Origin of the sequence: Saccharopolyspora sp. ID03-671 (assembly GCF_045278815.1) — a bacterium.
Lineage (GTDB): Bacteria > Actinomycetota > Actinomycetes > Mycobacteriales > Pseudonocardiaceae > Saccharopolyspora > Saccharopolyspora ipomoeae.
This window is the reverse complement of record NZ_CP134054.1, coordinates 5,824,307-5,842,311: the sequence shown is the minus strand read 5'-3', so window position 1 is coordinate 5,842,311 and position 18,005 is coordinate 5,824,307. Positions and strand designations below refer to the sequence as shown.

At 71.7% G+C, this 18,005-nt stretch carries 17 protein-coding genes and 1 pseudogene; 4 read left to right on the top strand and 14 right to left on the bottom strand.

All coding sequences use genetic code 11. The annotated features are described in order from the left end of the window. Window positions 1–64 precede the first annotated feature (64 nt). The 3 genes from REH65_RS27080 (at window position 65) to REH65_RS27070 (ending at window position 2,523) form a co-directional block, all read left to right on the top strand. Window positions 65–820 carry a DeoR/GlpR family DNA-binding transcription regulator gene (locus tag REH65_RS27080; RefSeq protein WP_406689656.1) on the top strand — a complete coding sequence of 252 codons (756 nt, stop codon included), beginning with the start codon at window positions 65–67 and terminating at the stop codon, window positions 818–820. Next, window positions 813–1,985, top strand: coding sequence for an MFS transporter (locus REH65_RS27075; protein ID WP_406689655.1), 1,173 nt, complete (start codon window positions 813–815; stop codon window positions 1,983–1,985). The genes REH65_RS27080 and REH65_RS27075 overlap by 8 nt, the downstream gene beginning before the upstream one ends. A 163-nt stretch (window positions 1,986–2,148) precedes the next feature. Continuing rightward, window positions 2,149–2,523: an FKBP-type peptidyl-prolyl cis-trans isomerase gene (locus REH65_RS27070; protein WP_281453723.1), complete on the top strand. Its 375-nt coding sequence runs from the start codon at window positions 2,149–2,151 to the stop codon at window positions 2,521–2,523. 135 nt (window positions 2,524–2,658) lie between these two features. Here the strand turns inward: REH65_RS27070 and REH65_RS27065 are convergent. From REH65_RS27065 to REH65_RS27000, 14 genes and pseudogenes are all read right to left on the bottom strand, one after another. Then, window positions 2,659–2,906: pseudogene (locus REH65_RS27065) on the bottom strand (PH domain-containing protein). Window positions 2,907–3,091: 185 nt separating this feature from the next. Then, window positions 3,092–3,592, bottom strand: a complete 501-nt coding sequence (gene ribH / locus REH65_RS27060; RefSeq protein ID WP_281453725.1) for a 6,7-dimethyl-8-ribityllumazine synthase — start codon at window positions 3,590–3,592, stop codon at window positions 3,092–3,094. 151 nt (window positions 3,593–3,743) lie between these two features. After that, window positions 3,744–5,042, bottom strand: coding sequence for a bifunctional 3,4-dihydroxy-2-butanone-4-phosphate synthase/GTP cyclohydrolase II (locus REH65_RS27055; protein ID WP_281453726.1), 1,299 nt, complete (start codon window positions 5,040–5,042; stop codon window positions 3,744–3,746). After that, window positions 5,039–5,698: a riboflavin synthase gene (locus REH65_RS27050; RefSeq protein ID WP_406689654.1), complete on the bottom strand. Its 660-nt coding sequence runs from the start codon at window positions 5,696–5,698 to the stop codon at window positions 5,039–5,041. The genes REH65_RS27055 and REH65_RS27050 overlap by 4 nt, the downstream gene beginning before the upstream one ends. A gap of 42 nt (window positions 5,699–5,740) precedes the next feature. Next, window positions 5,741–6,775, bottom strand: a complete 1,035-nt coding sequence (gene ribD, locus REH65_RS27045; RefSeq protein ID WP_406689653.1) for a bifunctional diaminohydroxyphosphoribosylaminopyrimidine deaminase/5-amino-6-(5-phosphoribosylamino)uracil reductase RibD — start codon at window positions 6,773–6,775, stop codon at window positions 5,741–5,743. A gap of 35 nt (window positions 6,776–6,810) precedes the next feature. Beyond that, a complete protein-coding gene (rpe, locus tag REH65_RS27040) occupies window positions 6,811–7,491 on the bottom strand; it encodes a ribulose-phosphate 3-epimerase (protein ID WP_281454024.1) in 681 nt (226 codons plus the stop codon). A gap of 114 nt (window positions 7,492–7,605) precedes the next feature. After that, window positions 7,606–8,991 carry an amino acid permease gene (locus REH65_RS27035; protein WP_406689652.1) on the bottom strand — a complete coding sequence of 462 codons (1,386 nt, stop codon included), beginning with the start codon at window positions 8,989–8,991 and terminating at the stop codon, window positions 7,606–7,608. A gap of 219 nt (window positions 8,992–9,210) precedes the next feature. Then, the gene (locus tag REH65_RS27030; RefSeq protein WP_406689651.1) at window positions 9,211–9,618 is read right to left on the bottom strand and encodes an OsmC family protein; all 408 of its coding nucleotides are present in this window, start codon (window positions 9,616–9,618) and stop codon (window positions 9,211–9,213) included. 97 nt (window positions 9,619–9,715) lie between these two features. Continuing rightward, entirely contained in the window at window positions 9,716–10,159 is a 444-nt protein-coding gene (locus REH65_RS27025) for a nucleoside deaminase (protein WP_406689650.1), read from the bottom strand. 17 nt (window positions 10,160–10,176) lie between these two features. Beyond that, window positions 10,177–11,586: an RsmB/NOP family class I SAM-dependent RNA methyltransferase gene (locus tag REH65_RS27020; protein ID WP_406689649.1), complete on the bottom strand. Its 1,410-nt coding sequence runs from the start codon at window positions 11,584–11,586 to the stop codon at window positions 10,177–10,179. Beyond that, complete coding sequence (gene fmt / locus REH65_RS27015; RefSeq protein WP_406689648.1) at window positions 11,583–12,506, bottom strand: methionyl-tRNA formyltransferase; 924 nt, start codon at window positions 12,504–12,506, stop codon at window positions 11,583–11,585. The genes REH65_RS27020 and fmt overlap by 4 nt, the downstream gene beginning before the upstream one ends. Window positions 12,507–12,508: 2 nt before the next feature. After that, window positions 12,509–13,054 (bottom strand): peptide deformylase, encoded by a 546-nt coding sequence (gene def / locus REH65_RS27010; protein WP_406689647.1) that lies wholly within the window; start codon window positions 13,052–13,054, stop codon window positions 12,509–12,511. 93 nt (window positions 13,055–13,147) lie between these two features. Beyond that, a complete protein-coding gene (gene ggt, locus REH65_RS27005) occupies window positions 13,148–14,932 on the bottom strand; it encodes a gamma-glutamyltransferase (RefSeq protein WP_406689646.1) in 1,785 nt (594 codons plus the stop codon). 72 nt (window positions 14,933–15,004) lie between these two features. Next, a complete protein-coding gene (locus REH65_RS27000) occupies window positions 15,005–16,588 on the bottom strand; it encodes a putative glycoside hydrolase (RefSeq protein WP_406689645.1) in 1,584 nt (527 codons plus the stop codon). 176 nt (window positions 16,589–16,764) lie between these two features. On the opposite strand from REH65_RS27000, the gene REH65_RS26995 reads away from it, so the two are divergent. Continuing rightward, window positions 16,765–17,787: a polysaccharide deacetylase family protein gene (locus REH65_RS26995; RefSeq protein WP_406689644.1), complete on the top strand. Its 1,023-nt coding sequence runs from the start codon at window positions 16,765–16,767 to the stop codon at window positions 17,785–17,787. Window positions 17,788–18,005 lie beyond the last annotated feature (218 nt).

Genomic DNA, 18,005 nt, shown 5'->3' with positions numbered 1-18,005 from the left:
GCCCCCATGCGGGTTCGCACACACGTGTTTGCGCTTCGAACACGATTCCTGTTCGATAGAACACGTGGAGAGTTCAGAACGCAGCCGGACCATCATCGATCGGCTCCGGCAGGCCGAGCGGGTGACCGTCGCCGAGCTCGCCGCCGCCACCGGGTGCTCGGAGATGACGATCCGCCGCGATCTCGACCAGCTCGCCGAGGAGGGCGTGCTGCGGCGGGTGCGCGGCGGCGCGGTGAGCTACCTGCGCGGCCAGTCCGCCCCGTTCTCGCTGCGGGAGCGCGACTCGGCGGAGGTCAAGCAGCGGCTGGCCGCCGAGGTCGACTCGCTCATCGCCGACGGCGAGTCGGTCATCGTCGACAGCGGCTCCACGACGCTGGAGGTCTCCCGCCGCCTGGCCGGGCGCCGGGTGACCGCGATCCCGCTGGACATGCACTCGGCGAACGCGCTGAGCAACGCGCCCGAGGTCGAGCTGCTGCTGCCGGGCGGCCGCGCCAAGCCCGGCGAGCTGTCGTTCGTCGGCCACCTGACGGAGAACTCGCTGCGCGCCCTGCGGGTCGACACCACCGTGCTCGGGGTGTGCGGCCTGTCGGCGGCGCGCGGCCTGACCGCGCACGACCTGGAGGAGGTCCCCATCAAGAACGCCGCCACCGATGCCGCGCAGCGCGTGATCGCGGTGTGCCACGGCGCCAAGTTCGCCCGCACCGGGCTGGGTTTCGTGTGCCCGGCGACGAGCCTGGACGTGGTGGTCACCGACCGCAGCGCCCCGGCCGAGATGCTCGCCGAGCTGGAAGCGGCCGGGGTGGAGGTGCGCGTTGTCTGAGACCCTTTCCGCCCCACCGCTTTCCGCGCGACGGGCGCGCTGGGGCACGATCGGGTACTTCGTGGCCACGGGTGCGGCGCTGGGGACCTGGACCTCGCGGATCCCGGCGATCAAGCAGGACCTCGGGCTCGACGACGGTCGGATGACGATCGCGCTGTTCGCGATCGCCGTCGGGTCGGTGCTGGCGATGCAGGTCGTCGGGCACCTCGCCGACCGCTTCGGCAGCGCCCGGGTGCTCGGCCCGGCCGGTCTGGCGATGGCGGCGAGCCTGCTCGTGCCCGGCTTCGCCGGCTCGCTGCCGGTGCTGGTGGCCGGGCTGGTGCTGTTCGGCGCCGGGCACGGCGTGGTCGACGTGGCGATGAACGCGCACTCGATGCAGGTGCAGCGCCAGTACGCGAACCCGATCGTGATCACCTTCCACGCGCTGTTCAGCGTCGGCGGGCTGATCGGTTCGGGCGTCGGCGCGGTGGCCGCGCAGCTCGGCACGCCCGTGCCGCTGCACTTCGCGCTGGCCGCGCTCGGGCTCGCGGTGCTGGTGGAGGCCTCCCGGCGACGGCTGCTGCCCGCAGAACCGCACCGGACGAGCGGTGAGCGGGAGCGGGCGCGCGGCATCTCACCAGCGATCCTGCTGCTGGGGGTGCTGGCGTTCAGCTGCTCGCTCGGCGAGGGCTCGATGGCCGACTGGTCGCCGCTGTACCTGCACGACGAGCTGCGCACGAGCCCGGCGATCGCGGCGATCGGCTACGCGGTGTTCTCCACGATGATGGCCGTCTGCCGGTTCCTCGGCGACCACCTGGTGGCGCGGTTCGGACCGGTGGCGCTGGTGCGCACCTGCGGGCTCATCGCGGGCGTCGGCATGGGCGCGGGGCTGCTCGCGCACCACCCGGTCGCGGCGATCACCGGCTTCGCGCTGTTCGGCATCGGCCTGTCGTGCATCATCCCGCAGGTCTTCAGCGCCGCCGGCACCCGCGACCCGGCCCGCGCCGGGCGCGACCTCGCCCAGGTCAGCACCCTCGGCTACGGCGGCCTCCTGGCGGGCCCGGTCGTCATCGGTGTGATCACCCACTGGACCGACCTCACCACCGCCCTCCTGATCCCGGCGGCGTTGGCTCTGGTCGTAGCCCTAGCAGCCCCCATCGTCCGCCCCCGCCCCGCCGCGGGGTGAACGATTTCAATGGAAGTCGGGACCCTGATCTCCATTGAAATCGGGGACCCGGCTTCCATTGAAATCGGGGCTTCCCGGGCGGGAGGTGCGGGGTCGCGGTGCTCCGGGGCTGGCGTGCGACCACAATGGTCGGTGAACGTTCCCGAACTTCTAGGAGCACTTCGTGAGCAACGAGAAGCCCGTCGTGGAGGCCCCCACCGGCGAGCCGTCGCCGGAACTGGTGATCGAGGACCTCATCGTCGGCGACGGCCCGGAGGCCAAGGCAGGCGACCAGGTGTCGGCGCACTACGTCGGCATCTCCCACAGCACCGGCAAGGAGTTCGACGCCAGCTGGAACCGCGGTCAGCCGCTGGACCTGAAGCTCGGCTCCGGCATGGTCATCGAGGGCTGGGACAAGGGCCTGCAGGGCATGAAGGTCGGCGGCCGCCGTCGCCTCTCGATCCCGCCGCACATGGGCTACGGCCCCCGCGGCGTCCCCGGCGTCATCGCCCCCAACGAAACCCTCATCTTCGTCTGCGACCTCGTCTCCGCGGGCTGAGACTCCACCGACCCGGATTGCGCCCGTGATCAGGTTCCTGATCACGGCCGCGATCCGGTGTCCCGGGCAGGTGCTGATGCGGAGAACCCCGGTGATCATGTCGATCACCGGGGTTCTTCGTGCGTTCCGGCCTGGTCAGGCGTCGATGGTGCGGCGGAGTTCGCGGAGCCGGCGCATGGCCGCGACCGCGTGGTCGCCGTCGGTGGCCTGGACGGCCATGATCGGGACGTACTCGTCGTCCGGGAGCTCCACGCGGGCCCACGGGGCCCCGTCGGGGAACGTGAGCCCTGCACCAGGTCCCACGAGACCCGCTGGGTGCCGATGATGTTGCGGATCTCCAGCCCGTCGGCGTCGGCGCGCAACCGAGGCCGGGTCAGCAGCATGACGCCCCCGGCCAGCAGCAGACCGAGGAAGCCCATCGCGACCTGGTCGGCGACGGTGAAGATCGCGCCCGTCGGGGTGTCCCGCAGCAGCGTTCCGACCAGCGCGAACACCACGACCAGCACGATCGCGATCGGGATCGCCACCCGCCGGACCTTGCGCGGGCGCACCTCCACCGTCGCGGCGCTCACAGGAACCCCCGGTCGCCGTCGACGCCGCCGCGCAGCTCGCGCAGCACCAACGCCGTCTCCAGCGCGGCCGCGGTGGCCTCGAATCCCTTGTCCTCGACCGAATCGGCGAACCCGGCGCGGGCCACGGCCTGCTCCAGGTCGTCGGTGGTGAGCACGCCGTTGCCGATGGCGGTGGACTCGTCCAGCGCCACCCGGGTCAGGCCCTGGGTGACCGAGTCGCACACGTACTCGAAGTGCGGGGTGCCGCCGCGGATGACCACGCCCAGCGCCACCACCGCGTCGTGCGAGTGCGCCAGCTGCTGGCACACCACCGGCAGCTCCACCGAGCCGGGCACGCGCACCACGGTCGGCTCGGCGATGCCGGCTTCCTTGGCCGCCTCGACCGCCCGGTCGAGCATCTGGTCCACCAGCTTCTCGTGCCAGCGGATCGCCGCGATCCCCAGCTTCAGATCCCCGGCCTGCGGAACCGCGACCCTGGGCCGACCTTCCCCACTCATACTTGCTCCGCCTCTCCCGGTTCCGCCTCTCCGCGCTTTTCAGTGGTGGTCGCGTCCCAGGACAACCTAGCGTGTGGAGGTTGCTTGTGGCTGGGTTGCTTCACGGTCCCCTGAGATGCGGTTTCGAGGGCTCCTGCTGCTTTACCGAACCTCATGCCGTGACCCCGGAATCCCCAGCGATCGACGAGTCCTCGCCGTCGTCCAGATTGTCCAGGACGTGGCCCATGCGGTCGCGCTTGGTCCGCAGGTAGCGGATGTTCTCCGGGTTCGGGCGGATCGGCAGCGGCACGCGGTCGACGATGCGCAGGCCGTAGCCCTCCAGGCCGATGCGCTTGGCCGGGTTGTTGGTGAGCAGCCGCATCGACTTGATGCCCAGGTCGCAGAGGATCTGCGCGCCCTGGCCGTAGTCGCGGCTGTCCACCGGCAGGTCCAGCGCGACGTTGGCGTCGACGGTGTCGGCGCCGTCGTCCTGCAGCTGGTAGGCCTGCAGCTTGTGGATCAGGCCGATGCCGCGTCCCTCGTGGCCGCGCATGTAGAGCACCACGCCGCGCCCTGCCTCGGCGACCTTCGCCATCGCCGCGTCCAGCTGCGGGCCGCAGTCGCAGCGCAGCGAGCCGATGACGTCGCCGGTCAGGCACTCGGAGTGCACCCGCACCAGGATGTCCTCGCCGTCGCCGATGTCGCCGTAGACCATCGCCAGGTGCTCGATGCCGTCCAGCGTGCTGTCGTAGCCGACGGTCCGGAACGTGCCGTGCACGGTCGGGATGCGGGCCTCGGCCACCCGCACGACCTGCTTCTCGAAGCGCCGGCGGTAGGTGATCAGGTCGGCGATGGTGATCAGCGCCAGGTCGTGCTCGTCGGCGAAGACCTCCAGCTCGTCGCGGCGGGCCATGTCGCCCTCGGACTTCTGGCTGACGATCTCGCACAGCGCGCCCGCCGGGCGCAGACCCGCGAGCCGGGCCAGGTCGACCGACGCCTCGGTGTGGCCGGGGCGGCGCAGCACGCCGCCGTCGCGGGCGCGCAGCGGCACCACGTGGCCGGGCCGGGTGAGGTCCTTCGGCGTGGCATCGGCGTCGGCCAGCACCTGGAGCGTCTTCGCGCGGTCGGCGGCGGAGATGCCGGTGGTCACGCCCTCGGCGGCGTCGACGGTGACCGTGTACGCGGTGCCCTTGCGGTCCTGGTTGGAGTGGTACATCGGCGGCAGGTCGAGCCGGTCGCAGTCCTCGGCGGGCATGCCGACGCAGATGTAGCCCGAGGTGTAGCGGACCATGAAGGCCACCAGCTCGGGCGTGGCCTTCTCCGCGGCGAAGATGAGGTCGCCCTCGTTCTCGCGGTCCTCGTCGTCGACGACGACCACCGGCTTGCCGGCCGCGATGTCGGCCAGCGCCCGCTCGATGGTGTCGAACTTGTTCGTGCTCACCGTTTCCGAAACCTCGTCCTCGGGGTTCATCGCGCCTCCCTGATGCCGCCATTGTCCCCCGTCACCGCGGGTCCACCAGCGCTCTGCGCGGCCAGCTGAGCTGCGGAGAGCCGCTCCAGGTGCTTGGCCAGCACATCCACTTCGATGTTCACTTCGTCACCCGCGGCGCGTCGGCCGAGGGTCGTCAGGTCCTTGGTGGTGGGGATCAGCGCGATGGAGAACCGCGCGGGCTCCCCGTCGACGACCTCGACGACGGTCAGCGACACGCCGTCGACGGTGATCGACCCCTTCTCCACCAGGTAGTGCGCGAGGTGCCCGGGCAGGTCGAACGAGGTCAGCCCGGTGGCCTCGTCGGTGCCGCGCAGCACGGCCGTGCCGTCGACGTGGCCCTGCACGATGTGCCCGCCGAGGCGCTCCCCCAGCGCCATCGCGCGCTCCAGGTTGACCCGCTCACCTGCGGCGATGCGCTTGAGCGATGAGCGGCGCAGCGTCTCGGAGACCACGTCGACGGTGAAGCGCTCGCCCTCGGTGGTGACCACGGTGAGACAGACGCCGTTGACCGCGATCGAGTCGCCGTGCTTGGCGTCCTGGGTGACCACCGGACCGCTGATGGTCAGCCGCGAGCCGTCCTCTAGGGGCTCCACGGACTCGATGGTGCCGAGTTCCTCGACGATCCCGGTGAACACTGCTGCCTCCTGCCTGCCCTGCGAGCCCCGCTGCCCGCGACTTCAGTCCTGCGGGGCGGCGCTGATCGGGACGGCGCTGATGCGCACGTCCGGGCCACTCATCGTCGTCTCTTCGATTCGCAACCGCCATGCCTGCGAGATGCTTCCCACGCCCGCATCTCCCAGCGCGGCGGGTCCCGATCCCAGCAGCGCGGGGGCGACGTAGGCCAGCACCCGGTCGACCAGGCGCGCCCGCCAGAAGGCCCCGGCCAGGGTCGGCCCGCCTTCCAGCAGCACGTCGACCACGCCGCGGCGGGCGAGCTCGGCCAGGGCCGCGGCGGGGTCGCCACCGGGCAGCCGGACGGTCTCGGCGGCGTCGTCGAGGACCCGGGACCCCGGCGGGATCTCGCGGTCGCCGATGACCACGCGCAGCGGTTGCCGGTCCAGCAGCGCTCCGCCCGGGTCGCGGGCGGTCAGCTGCGCGTCGTCGGCGAGGATCGTGCCGGTGCCCGCGATGATGGCGTCCATCGCCGCGCGCACCCGGCCCACCTCGGCCCGCGACTCGGCGGAGCTGATCCACTTGCTGGTGCCGTCCGCGGCCGCCGAACGTCCGTCCAATGTGGCCGCGTACTTCCAGGTTACATGCGGGCGTCCGGTGTGGACGAAGTGCAACCAGGCCCGCAGCGGCCCTTTCGCGACCTCGTCGCGGAGCAGACCACTGTGGACGTCGACTCCGGCGGCGCGCAGCACTTCGGCGCCGCCCGCGGCCGACGGGTTCGGATCGGAGACGGCGTGCACGACGCGGGCCACCCCGGCGGCCCGCAGCGCCTCGGCGCACGGCGGGGTGCGGCCGGTGTGCGCGCAGGGTTCGAGGGTGACCACGGCGGTGCCGCCCTGAGCGCGCGATCCGGCTTCGCGCAGGGCGTTGACCTCGGCGTGCGGGCCGCCGGGCGGGCTGGTGGCGCCCGTTCCGGCGACCTCGCCGCGCGCGTCGAGGATCACGCAGCCCACGGGCGGGTTCGGGCTGGTGGTGCCCCGGACCCGCTCGCTGGCCGCGATCGCGGCGCGCATCGCCCGCGCTTCGACCTCAGCGGCCATGGCGTGCTCCTCGGGCGATGCGCGGCGGTGGTGTTTCAGGCCCGGGCGCGGGCGAAGGCCGGGGCGGCGAGGCCGCGCAGGGCCTCGATGGCCTCGGCCGGGTCCTTGCCGTTGTAGACGGCCGAGCCCGCCACGAAGCAGTCCACACCGGCCTCGGCGGCCTGCTCGATGGTGTCGGCGTTGATGCCGCCGTCGATCTCCACCAGCAGCTTCAGGTGACCGGTGTCGACGAGCTTCCGGGCCTTGCGGACCTTGTCGAGCACGTCGGCGATGAACTTCTGGCCGCCGAAGCCCGGCTCGACCGACATCACCAGCAGGGTGTCGTAGTGCTTGAGGACCTCGACGTAGTCGTCGAAGTTGGTGCCCGGCTTGATCGCCAGACCGGCCTTGGCACCGGCGGCGCGCAGGTCCTTGGCGAGGTTGACCGGGTTGTGCGCCGCCTCGACGTGCACGGTGACGTTGTGCGCGCCGGCCTCGGCGTAACCGGGGGCCCAGCGGTCGGGGTCCTCGATCATGAGGTGGCAGTCGATCGGGATGTCGGTCGTCTTGAGGATGGACTGCACGACCGGCAGGCCCAGCGTGAGGTTCGGCACGAAGTGCGCGTCCATCACGTCGACGTGGAGCCAGTCGGCCCGCTTGCCGGGCTCTCCGCCGACGGCGGAGATCTCGTCGGCGAGCCGGGCGAAATCTGCGGAGAGGATGGAAGGCGCGATCATCGGCTGGTTCGACACATGCGCGAGTTTAGATCCCACCGGCCGCGCTCACCCCCACGCCCTCCTCCGACGGTCGCGTCCCCGTGACGAACGGTCGCGGGGACGCGCCTTTCTCGGTCAAGCCCGCTGCTTGCGGTTGATCGCGTAGTAGGCGATCGCCAGCACCACCAGGAAGGGGACGCCCGCCTTCCACGCGGTGTTGAACTGCTCGGTGAACGGGGTCGTCAGCAGCACGGCGGCCACGAACAGCATCGCCAGCACGGTGGTGACCGGGGCGCCCGGCAGCCGCACCGGGGAGGGGTCCAGGCCCTGGGCCGCCCGACGGCGGCGGAACACCAGGTGCGAACCGAAGATCATCAGCCACACGAGCAGCGCCGCGAACAGCGCCAGGCCGATGAGCAGCGGGAACGCGCTCTCCTCGGTGAACACCGCCAGCGCGGCGGCCAGCGCCAGGCCCGCCGCCGAGAGCACCAGCGCGCGGCGCGGGACGCCGTTGGCGCTGACCCGGGCGAACCACTTCGGCGCGTAGCCGTCGAGCGCGAGCGAGTGGGTCATGCGGGCGGTCAGGTAGAGGTTGGTGTTCATCGCCGACAGGGCGGCGGTGAGCACCACGAAGTTCATGATCCCGGCCGCGGCGGGGATGCCGACCATGCTGAACAGGCGCACGAACGGGCTCTCGGTGACGTCCTCGGAGGAGGAGACCTCGTTCCACGGCAGGATCGAGACGACCACGAGCATGCCCATCACGTAGAACAGCGCGAGCCGCAGCACGGTGCTGCGCGCGGCGCGCGGGACGTCGCGGGCGGGGTCGCGGGACTCGGCGGCGGTCATCGACACCGCCTCGGTGCCCAGGTAGGAGAAGGTGACCACGGTCAGCGCGAGCCACACCGCGCCCAGGCCGTTGGGCAGGAAGCCGCCGTGCTCGGTGAGCGCGCCGACGCCGGCTGGCTCGTGACCGGGCAGGCCGAAGAGGATGTAGATGATGCCGAGGCCGACGAACACCACGATGGTGACGACCTTGATCATGGCGAACCAGTACTCGAACTCGCCGAAGAACCGCACGGCGGCGAGGTTGATCGCCAGCATCACCACCGAGAAGCCGACGACGGGGATCCACAGCGGCAGTTGCGGGTACCAGAACTGCAGGTAGAGACCGGCGGCGATGACCTCGCTGCCGATGTTGACGACCTGCGCGGCCCAGTACATCCAGCGCGAGACGAAGCCCGGCAGGCCGCCGAGGTGCTCGCGGATGACGGCGCCGAAGCCACCGGCCTCGGGCTGCACGACGATCATCTCGGCCAGCGCGTAGGCCAGCGCCAGCGCGGCGAAGGCGGCCACGGCGTAGGCGATGATCACCGCGGGTCCGGCGATGGAGATCGCCAGCCCGGAGCCGAGGAACAGTCCCGTCCCGATGGCGCCGCCGATGGCGATCATCCCGACCTGGCGCCCGGACAGCGCCCGGCGCAACCCGGACCGCTCGGCCGGTGCGGTGTCCTCAACCACCTGAACTGCCTCCTGCTCGTCGCCCACTTCGAAACGCCCGAGCACCTTACGACGCCCCTCCGCTCCAGCGGCCCCACGGCTACCGAAGCGTTGCCTCCGGTGGGTCCAGCACCGGGAAGGTGACGGTTTTAGCCATAATTGACCGGACAAAAAGGACATCGATCATGGGCAATTATGGCTAAAACCGTCACCACTGCGGACCGCGTCGCCCCCGGGAGATCAGCTGGGGAGGGTGAGGGCGATGGGGGTGGATTCCTCGACGGAGCGGCTCACCGTGCAGTAGTTCTCGATGGCTCGCCGGACCGCGCTGAGGAGCTTGTCGCGGTTGTCGACGTCGTCGAGGTCGGCTTCGAGGGAGACCTGGATCTCGGCGAACTTGTGGTCGTCGCCGGGGTTCTTGGTGCGGTCGGCGTGCGCGACGAGCTTCGCGTCCTCGCCGATGCGGCGGACGAAGAGGTTCTCGCTCGTCACCGCGGAGCAGGCGGCGACGGCCGCGAGCAGCAGCTCACCGGGGGTGAACGCGCCGGGCGCCCCGTCCCGCCCCACGGTGACCTCGGCGCCGCGCGAGTTGGTCGCGGTGAACGTGTGCTCGCCGGTGCGAGTCACTTCGACCGGAGTGGAGGACATTGCGAACCACCTTCGAAATCGTCGACTGCCCCGGCAGAACCACCGCGACCGTCCCGTTGTTCCCGCCGGAGGAGCCCGTTGTTCCCGCCGGAGGGGCTCAGCCCTCCCCGATGTCCTCGTTCCAGAGGTGGGGGTGGGTGGCGATGAAGTCGGCCATCATGCGGGTGCAGCCGGGGTCGTCGAGGACGACGACGTCGACGCCGTGCTCGGCGAGCCAGTCGTGTCCGCCGTGGAAGTTGCGGGCCTCGCCGATGACGACCCGCCCGATGCCGAACTGCCTGATCAGACCGCTGCAGTACCAGCACGGCGAGAGGGTCGTGACCATCGTCGTGCCGCCGTAGGAGCGCTGCCGCCCGGCGTCGCGGAAGGCCGCGGTCTCGCCGTGCACCGACGGGTCGTCGTCCTGCACCCGCCGGTTGTGCCCGCGCCCGAGCACCTCGCCGTCGGCCCCGATCAGCGCGGCGCCGATGGGGATGCCGCCGGAGGCCAGCCCCGCCTCGGCCTCGGCGATCGCGACCGCCAACCAGTCCCGGTAGTCCACCTCAGAGCGCTCCTTCGTCACACCCGGAAGAGGGCGCAGAACATCGCGTCGGTGCCGTGCTTGTGCGGCCACAGCTGCACGCCCGGCCCGTCGCCCAGGTCGGGGACGTCCGGGAAGTGCTCGCGCGCGTCGAGCTGGGTGACGCCGGTGCGCCGGACGACGTCGGCCACGACGCCTTCGGTCTCGGGCAGGTGCGGCGAGCACACGACGTAGCCGACGATCCCGCCGGGCCGGGTGAGCTCGATCGCCGAGATGAGCAGTTCCCGCTGCAGCTTGGTCAGCTCGCCGACGTCGCCGGGCTGACGCCGCCAGCGCGCCTCCGGACGTCGCCGCAGCGCCCCGAGCCCGGTGCAGGGCGCGTCGACCAGCACCCGGTCGAAACCCGGTTCCAGGCCGGGAGAACGGCCGTCCGCGGTGTGCACGGTCACCGACAGGCCCTCGGTGGCCTTGCGCACCAGGTCTGCTCGGTGCGGCGCCTGCTCGACGGCGTCGAGCGTCCCGCCGTCGAGGGTGACCAGCGCGCCCAGCAACCCGGCCTTGCCGCCGGGTCCGGCGCACAGGTCCAGCCAGCGCAGGTCGGAACCCGAGATCTCGGGCTTGGTGACGGCGAGGCTGACCAGCTGGGACCCCTCGTCCTGCACGACGGCGAAGCCCTCCTGCACCGGCTCCAGGTCACCGGGGTCACCGGCGCCGGCCTCCAGCCGCACGCCGTAGGGCGAGTAGGGCGCGGGGTCGCCGCCGGTGATGGCGGCGAGCTCGTCGGCGCTGATCTCGCCGGGCCGCGCGGTCAGGTGCACCGCCGGGCGGGTGTCGTCGGCGGCCAGCGCGTCCTCCAGCTCGTCGAGCCCGAGGGCGTCGGCGAACGCCTGCGCGATCCACTTCGGATGCGCGTGCTTCATCGCGAGGTGGCCGACGGGGTCGTCGGCCCGGTCCGGGGCGATCTGCTCGACCCACTGCTGCTCGTCCTTCTCGGCCGCGCGCCGCAGCACGGCGTTGGCGAAACCGGAGAGCTTGGACCCGTTCTCGAACCGCACGATGTCCACAGTGGATGCCACTGCGGCGTGCGCGGGGATGCGGGTGCGCAGGATCTGGTACACCCCGACGCGCAGCGCGTCGAGCAGCTTCGGGTCCATTTCGGACAGCGGGCGCGTGCTGCACTCGCCGATCACCGCGTCGAGCAGGCCCTGCGCCCGGCACGCGCCGTAGGTGAGCTCGGTGGCCAGCGCCGCGTCCCGGCCGCTGATGCGCCGCTGCTGGAGCAGCGGTGGCAGCGCGAGGTTGGCGTAGGCGTCGCGCTCGCGGACCGCGCGCAGCGTCTCCACCGCGACCAGCCGCACCGGGTCGACGTCCACCGGTCGCGGGTTGGCCTTGCGCTGCGGCGGGCGGGCCTTCGACGGGCGGTTGGGCCGTCGGCGGCGTTCAGTCACTGGAGCTTGTCTCCTTGCTCGATGCGGGTTCCGCGCGCCCAGTCGGTGGCGGCCATGCGCTTCTTGCCTGCCGCCTGCACCTGGCCCAGAGCGACGGCGGTGGTGCCGGTGCCGACGAGGACCCGGCGCTTCTCGGTCTTGATCTCGCCCGGCCGCAGCTGCTCGTCGGTGACGGTGACGGGGCCGAGCTTGAACCGCTCCTCCCCCAGCCACGCCCACGCGCCGGGCTCGGGCGTGACGGCGCGGATGAGCCGGTCGACGGCCGCGGCGGGCGCGGTGAAGTCGACCTTGGCGTCCTCGACGGTGACCTTGGGCGCGTAGCTGACGCCGTCGGCGGGCTGCTCCTCGGCGCGCACGCTGCCGTCCTCGATGCCGTCGAGCGTGGCCGACAGCAGGTCGGCACCCGAGATCGACAAGCGTTCCAGCAGCTCACCGGCGGTGTCGGTGGCGCGGATCTGCTCGGTGACCACGCCGAAGACCGCTCCGGCGTCGAGCTCGCGGACGATGCGGAAGGTGCTGGCCCCGGTGATCTCGTCGCCGTGCCGGATCGCGGCCTGCACCGGTGCGGCACCGCGCCAGGCGGGCAGCAGCGAGAAGTGCAGGTTGACCCAGCCGTGCCGCGGGATCGCCAGCGCCTCCTCGCGCAGCAGCGCGCCGTAGGCGACGACCGGGCAGCAGTCGGGGTCGATCTCGCGCAGCCGCGCCAGGAACTCCGGGTCGGAGGCCTTGGCCGGGGTGAGGACCTCGATGCCGTGCTCGTCGGCGAGCGCCCCTACGGGCGAGCGCACGAGCTTGCGGCCGCGCCCGGCGGGCGCGTCGGGCCGGGTCACAACGGCGGCGACCTCGTGCCGGTCGGAGTCGATGAGCGCCTGCAGCGCGGGGACGGCGGGCGCGGGCGTTCCGGCGAAGACCACGCGCATGCTCAGCGGCCTCCGAACAGCGGGTGCGGGTTCTGCTTGATGACCGGGGTGGCGCCGTCGAACCAGGGGGACTGGCGGATCTCGCGCATGGCGGCCTTGCGGGTCTCCTCGTCGAGGCGGTCGAGGAACAGCACGCCGTCGAGGTGGTCGGTCTCGTGCTGGATGCAGCGCGCCAGCAGATCGGTGCCCTCGACCTCGACGGGCTCTCCGTGGAGGTTCCAGCCGCGCGCGACGACGTGCTGGGAGCGCAGGCAGTCCCAGGACATGCCGGGGATGGACAGGCAGCCCTCGGGCCCGAGCTGGTCGTCGCCGCCGACGGCGGTCCAGGTGGGGTTGATGAGGTGCCCGGCGAAGCCGTCGCAGTGGTAGGTGAACACGCGCAGGCTCACGCCCAGCTGGGGCGCGGCGAGCCCGGCTCCGCCCTGGTCCTCCATCGTGTCCCAGAGGTCCTTGACGAGAGTGCGCAGCTCCTTGTCGAAGTCGACCACCTCGTCGGCCTTGGTGCGCAGGACGGGGTCGCCGAAGAGTCTGATCGGCTGGACGGTCACCTGGTCTCCCTCACGTCGACTACGACCCGACGAGTCTAGTAGCCGGACGCGCGCCCCGGCCGACCGCCGCACCCGCGGCCGGGGCGCGATCGGTCAGGGAGCGGGCAGGACCACTCCGGCCGAGCCCCCGCCTCGGCGGTGGCGTTCGGCGGCGGCGAGCCAGCGGCCGTCGGGGAGGCGTTCGACGCCGGTGGCGGCGCCGATCTCGTCGGTGGGCTCGAAGCGGTGGCCGAGGGCTTCGAGCTTCGCGGTCTCGGGCTGGGCGAGGAAGGCGGGTTCGGCGTCGGTGGTGGCGCTGTTGCGCTGCGAGGCCCGGGGTTCGGCGATGGCGTCGACGAGCGACTGCCCGCGGTCGAGACGGCCGGTGAGGGTTTGCAGGACGGTGGTGATGATCGTCGCCCCGCCCGGGCTGCCGAGCGCGAGCGCGGGTCGGCCGTCGCGGAGCACGATCGTCGGGCTCATCGAGCTGCGCGGCCGCTTGCCCGGCCCCGGCAGGTTCGGGTCGGGCACGCCCGGGGTGACCGGGGTGAAGCTGAAGTCGGTGAGCTCGTTGTTGAGCAGGAACCCGCGGCCGGGCACGACGATGCCGCTGCCGCCGGTCTGCTCGATGGTCAGCGTGTAGGACACGACGTCGCCGCGGGCGTCGGCGACGGTCAGGTGCGTGGTGTTGGGCCCCTCGTAGGGCTCGCCACCGCCCCGACCACCGGCGCAGTCCTGCGGGGATGCGGGGTCGCCGGGTGCGACGGGCGCCGGCAGGGCGGCGTCGTCGCTGATCAGGCACTCGCGGGAGGCCGCGAACTCGTCGCTGAGCAGTCCCTCGGTGGGCACGTCGGAGAACGCGGGGTCGCCGACCCACCGGTTGCGGTCGGCGAAGCCGAGCTTGCTCGCCTCCAGGTAGCGGTGCAGGTAGCCGGTCTTGTCGGCGGCGGCGAGGTCGGAGCGCTCCAGCACGTTGAGCGCTTCGCCGACGGTCGTGCCGCCGGAGCCCGACGGCGCCATGCCGTAGACGTCGAGGCCCCGGTAGCCGGAGTGCGTCGGTTCCCGGTCGAGGACCCGGTAGTCGCGCAGGTCGCCGGTGGTCATCGCCCCTGGGCGCACGTGCCGTCCGGACGCGGGGTCGACGGGCGGCTGGTTGACGGTGCGGACGAGGTCGGTGCCGATGTCGCCGGAGTACAGCGCGTTCACACCCTCGTCGCCGAGCCGCCGGTAGGTCTCGGCGAGGTCGGGGTTGCGGAACACGCTGCCGACGGCGGGGGGCTGCCCGCCGGGCAGGAACAGCGCGCGGGTGGCCGGGAACGCGCTGAACCGCTCCTGGTTGTCGGCGGTCTGCTGGCGGAAGGTGTCGTCGACGACGAAGCCGTCGCGCGCGAGGTCCTCGGCCGGGCGCAGCACCTCGTCGAGGTCCTCGCGGCCCCAGCGGTCCAGGGCGCGCTGCCAGGTCAGCGGCGTGCCGGGCACGCCGACTCCGAGCCCGCTGGTGACGGCGTCGTCGAACGGGATCGGCTCGCCGTTCTCCAGGAACAGGTCCTCGCCCGCCGCCGACGGCGCGGTCTCGCGGCCGTCGACGGTCTCGACGCGGCCGGTCGAGGCGTCGTAGTGCACGAAGTACCCGCCTCCGCCGATGCCCGCGGAGTAGGGCTCGGTGACGCCGAGCGCGGCGGCGGTGGCCACGGCCGCGTCGGCCGCGGTCCCGCCCCGGCGCAGGACTTCCAGGCCCGCCCGGGTGGCGTCGGGGTCGACGCTGGAGACCGCGCCGCCGAACCCGACGGCCTCGGCCTGCTTCGGCGGTTCCGGTTCCGCCTGGACCACCGGGATCACCGGTGCCAGCAGCGCGCACGCGCCCAGCGCGCTCACGCCCACCCGGATGCTCGACCTCATCTGTCCTCCTCCTGGTGACGACGACGGGCCGTTCACCTCCCCCGACCGAGGCGAACGACCCGTGTCCCTCGCTCAGCCCCTCGGTGCCAGGGCGGCGTCGTGATAGCGGCAGTTCGGTGCCCACAGCAGGAAGGAGTTCATGCCGTTGCTGCGGGCGGCGTCGATCTGCGCCGCGACCTCTCCCGGACCGTAGGACACCCCGAGGCTGAAGTCCTGCAACCACGGGATGATCTGCACGTCCGTGCCCTCGACGGCCTTGGCGAACGCCCCGAGGGAACGGGCCACGATGTCGTAGGGCTGGCTGTTGGGGTTGCCGACGCCGAACTCCCCGGCCGCCCAGTGCGACGGGTAGACCATCGGCGCGATGTAGTCGACGTAGTGCGACATCTGGCGGATGTCCTGGGCGATCTCGGTGGGCCGGTCCACGGCGATGCCGAACACCGACGCGCCCAGCAGCGCCCCGCGCGAGCGGACCTCGGTCTGCGACTGGCGCAGGAAGTCGGCGATGGCCGCTTCCGGCGTGCCGACGAGGTTCGGGATCCGCATCTCGTTCATGTGGCCGTCCGGCCGGCGCACGTAGTCGTAGAGCACGTCGTCGAAGCCCAGCTGCGCGGCCTCGGCGGCGATGTCGACGTTGTACTGGCGCACCACCGGGTCGGCGAAGTTGGTGAACGCGAACTGCCCGTAGCCGCTGGACCAGGGCGAACCGCCCGAGGTCTGCACGACGCGCTCGGGGTGGCCGCCGTTCCAGGAGGCCGCGCCCAGAACCGGGTCCTTGAACGCCACGAGCCGGCCGACGACGCGGACGCCCATGCCGTGCAGCTGGTCGAGGGTCTGTCGGGCGTTGTAGTAGCCCTTGACGGCGCCGATCTGGTGGGCCATCGGGACCGCGGAGTCGTAGACGACCTCGCCGCTCTCGTCCTTGAGGTCGAGCTCGACGGTGTCGATCTTGCCCTGGCGGGCCATCTCCAGGATCGGTTCGCGCAGCGAGTCGCTGGTCCAGGCCATGCCGGTGACGTGCACGGCGCGCATCCCCGGGTGCTTGATGTGGACCGTCATTGCGCGCTCGGTCCGGTTGCCCGCCGGGTCGGTGGCCACCACCTTGACATCCCGATCGGGTTTGTCGACCACGACGCTGAACGCGCCCTGCGGATCGGTGCTGACCTGCTTGCCCGCGACCTCGACGCGCTCCGCACCGTGCGCCTTGCCGGTGACGGTGACCGGGCGGTTCGGCCCGTCCGGGCGCAGCGAGTCGTCGACCTGGAGGTCGGGCGGCGTGCTGTCCACAGTGAACTCGTGACTCGTGGTGTCTGAACCGAGCCAGGAGATGCTCCGCGGGGCTTCGACGGCGAGTTCGTGCGAACCGTCCGGAAGACCGGCAGGAGCCAAGGTCAGACCACCCGGGACCTGCCGCGCGGCGACTTCCCGCCCGTCGATCGTGATCTTGGCGTTGTTCACGCCCCGGATACCGACTTCGGCATTGGTGTTCACCGGCTGAGCCAGACCGGTGATTTTCACGTCCTCAGTGGACAGCGTGCGTAACAGGAGGAAACCGAAGAGCAGCACCAGTGCGGTACCGACTCCGATCACCACGTACTTGGGCGTTCCGGCGCTGATGGCCTTGATGCGGGCGCGCGCTGAAGCAGCATCCGACATCGGTTTCGCCTCCCCGACTTAGGCGAACTCGCGCGGTGCACGAATTTCCTTGCTGGACAATTGGGATCGGCCGCGACCACGCGGCCGGAAACCCACTGTCGCAGTCGGATCGGGCTAGATCAATTGGCCAGTTGGAGTATCCCGGCGGCGGAACCTGATCTATACCGTTGGTTCCGATGTTGCCTTCCAGAACCGCGCTTCGCGCCGCCGCTCTCGCGATGCTGTGCGCCACGGCCGCGTGCAGCGCGCCCGCCGCGCCCGCCCCTCCGCCGCCGCCCAACACCCCTGCCGCACCGCCCGCTCCCCCGCCGCCACCGGACCCGGCCTCCGTCGGTGCCAACGAGCTCGGCGACGTGCCGGTGCTGATGTACCACCGCATCACACCCGCTCCGACCAGCGTGTACGACCGCACTCCGGCCGATTTCCGGGGCGAGCTGGAGCGCCTCGTCCGCGAGGATTACGTTCCGGTGACGGCCACCGAGTACGCAACCGGGAAGATCGACATCCCGGCCGGCAAGCATCCCGTGGTGCTCACCTTCGACGACGGCTCGGCCACTCAGTTCACTGTGGACGCTTCGGGCGGTCCGGCCCCGGAGTCGGCGGTCGGCATCCTGCTGTCGGTCGCTCGGGCCAATCCGGGATTCCGCCCGGTGGCGACGATGTACGTGTTCAATCCGCCGTTCGAGGAACCCACCGGTCGGCGCAGTCTCACCTGGTTGCACGACAACGGTTTCGAGATCGGCAACCACACCCTCGACCACCCGAACCTCGGGAAGGTCTCCTCGGAGCAGGCGCGGCACGAGATCGCCGGGATGCAGAAGATCATCACCGACGCCGTTCCGGGGTTGCGGGTGGACTCGCTGGCGCTGCCGCTGGGGATGCACCCCGACGAGGAGGTGCTGGCCTCCGACGGCTCGGCCGACGGGGTCACCTACCACCACACGAGCGTGATGCTGGTGGGTTCCAACCCCGCTCCCTCGCCGTTCACCGCGGATTTCGACCCGGCGAACATCCCCCGCATCCGCTCGCAGGGCCCCACCGGCGAGGACGCGAACTACGGCTCGACGGTGTGGCTCGACAAGCTCGCCGCCGACCCGGCGTCGCGCTACACCTCCGACGGCGACCCGGCCAAGACCTCGGCGCCGAACTCGGCGACGGCGCAGCCCGCCCCCTCCGCGCCGAACGTTCACCGCTACTGATCCGCCGCGAGGGCGACCGGATTGCTCCCGCGTTCGGGGAACGGATTTCGGCAGTTCTCCGAAACCGGAATACGGGAGTAATCCGGTCACCCCCCGTTGGTTGCTCCCACCAGGAAGAATTTGCCCAGCCGCATGCCGATCGTGATCAACCCGTAAGCAGCGTTGGTATGAACGTGTTACGTGCTTTGACACGGCCGGGTAAGCGCGACACGCAGGGT